At 66.1% G+C, this 1,790-nt stretch carries 2 protein-coding genes; both read left to right on the top strand.

Annotation, left to right across the window (positions count from 1 at the left end; all coding sequences use genetic code 11):
* Nucleotides 1-384 (top strand): GNAT family N-acetyltransferase (locus EOA28_RS34705; protein WP_148671061.1); only part of this gene is annotated, 384 nt, incomplete at its 5' end.
* Nucleotides 385-683: 299 nt separating this feature from the next.
* A partial coding sequence (dinB, locus tag EOA28_RS34700) for a DNA polymerase IV (RefSeq protein ID WP_128315794.1) occupies nucleotides 684-1,790 on the top strand: 1,107 nt, incomplete at its 3' end.

Genomic DNA, 1,790 nt, shown 5'->3' with positions numbered 1-1,790 from the left:
GCGCTCATCGCGCGGGGACGCATTCGTCTGCTGCGCCGGTTGACGGATGGCGCGATCTCCGGCTGCATCAACATCGCGATAGACGACGATGGCGCGTGGCATACGTCGATGCTCGCCGTGGCTCCGGACGAGCAGACCGCTGGCATCGGAAAGTTGATCAAGCAGGAGGTCGAGCGACAGGCCGCGGCGGCTGGGGCGCCACGGATGCGAATGGAGGTGATCCGGCAGCGTGAGGCATTGATCGCTTGGCATCGCCGGCGTGGATACGAGCTGACGGGCGAAACTCTAGCATTCCCCTACGACGACCCTTCGGTCGGTCGTCCGCTGCGCCCCGACCTGGAACTTGTTGTTATGGAAAAGCAGTTGAACTCCACCGTTGGCTGAGTGTCAGCCACATTCATGCGCTTGCCGGCTTGTCGCAAACATCAGATCAAATCTCTATTCCCGAAGCTCGGGCGGTCGCAGAGCACCTACAATCCTTCCCGTTCGCACGATTTCCTTCACGGGCGATCGTGCAAGCTGAGCTCTATCGGCGGCTGTGGCTTCAGGTTGTGGAAACTTGCACGCTCAAGCGTGGCGGCTTGACAGCGAGCTTCTTTTGTTCTCTTTATGTTCTATTAATTCCCCTTACAAAAGACGCAGCTAATGCTGCAATGCCACACAAATGGCCACGGGAGCGCGCGATGGCCGCCACGAATAACGCCGCGGCCGCCACCATTCTGCATGCCGATCTCGACGCCTTCTACGCCTCCGTCGAGCAGCTGCTCGATCCCTCGCTGCGCGGCAAGCCGATCGCCGTCGGCGGCGGCGTGGTCCTGGCGGCTTCCTATGAGGCCAAGGTGTTTGGCGTGCGCGGCGGCATGCCCGGCCGCAAGGCGCGCGAGCTCTGCCCGCAGCTCATCTTCGTCGGCGGTCATTTTTCCGAGTACCAGCGCCTCGGCGACGCCGCGATCAAGGTGCTCGACGATTTCACGCCGGTGGTCGAGCGCATCTCGATCGACGAGGCCTTCGCCGACGTCGCCGGCTGCACGCATCTGTTCGGGCCGCCGCAGGAGATCGCGCGGAAAATCCGGGAGCGCGTGAAGGCCGAGCTCGGCCTGCCGATCTCGATCGGCGTGGCGCAGACAAAGCACCTCGCCAAGATCGCCTCGCAGGTGGCCAAGCCCGACGGGCTGGTGGTGGTCGAGCCCGGCACCGAGCTCGCCTTCCTGCATGACCTGCCCGTCACGCTGATGTGGGGTGTCGGCGCGGCGACCAAGGCGAGGCTGGGCGAGATCGGCGTCGAGACCATCGGGCAATTGCCGCGCACCCATAGCGGCGCGTTGGAGCGGCTGATCGGCCACGCCGCCGGCCAGAAGCTCGCCGCGCTCGCCTGGAACCGCGACCCGCGCAAGCTCGAGACGCATCGCCGCGCGCATTCGGCCGGCGCGCAATCGGCGCTTGGCAGGAAGCCGGCGGTGCCGCGCGTCTTCGTGCCGACGCTTCTGCATCTGGCCGACCGCGTGGCGAGCCGCCTGCGCGCCAAGGACCGGCCCGGGCGCACGGTGACGGTGCGGGTGCGCTTCGCCGATCTGCGCGCCGTCACCCGCTCGGTGACGCTGGAGCAGCCGATCCAGGCGACAGTGATGCTGGCCGAGATCGCCGAGGAGCTGGTGCGCGGCGTGCTGGCCGCCAATCCCGGCGAGCGCGACATATCGCTGCTCGCCATCTCCGTCTCGCATCTGGAGGAGCATGCCGAGCTGCAGCTCGAACTGCCGCTTGGCCTGATCGATGAGAAGAGGAAGCCCGGC

This window comes from Mesorhizobium sp. M2A.F.Ca.ET.067.02.1.1 (assembly GCF_004023285.1).
Classification (GTDB): domain Bacteria; phylum Pseudomonadota; class Alphaproteobacteria; order Rhizobiales; family Rhizobiaceae; genus Mesorhizobium.
The sequence above is the reverse complement of the archived record's forward strand: the minus strand, read 5'-3'. Positions and strand labels throughout refer to the sequence as shown.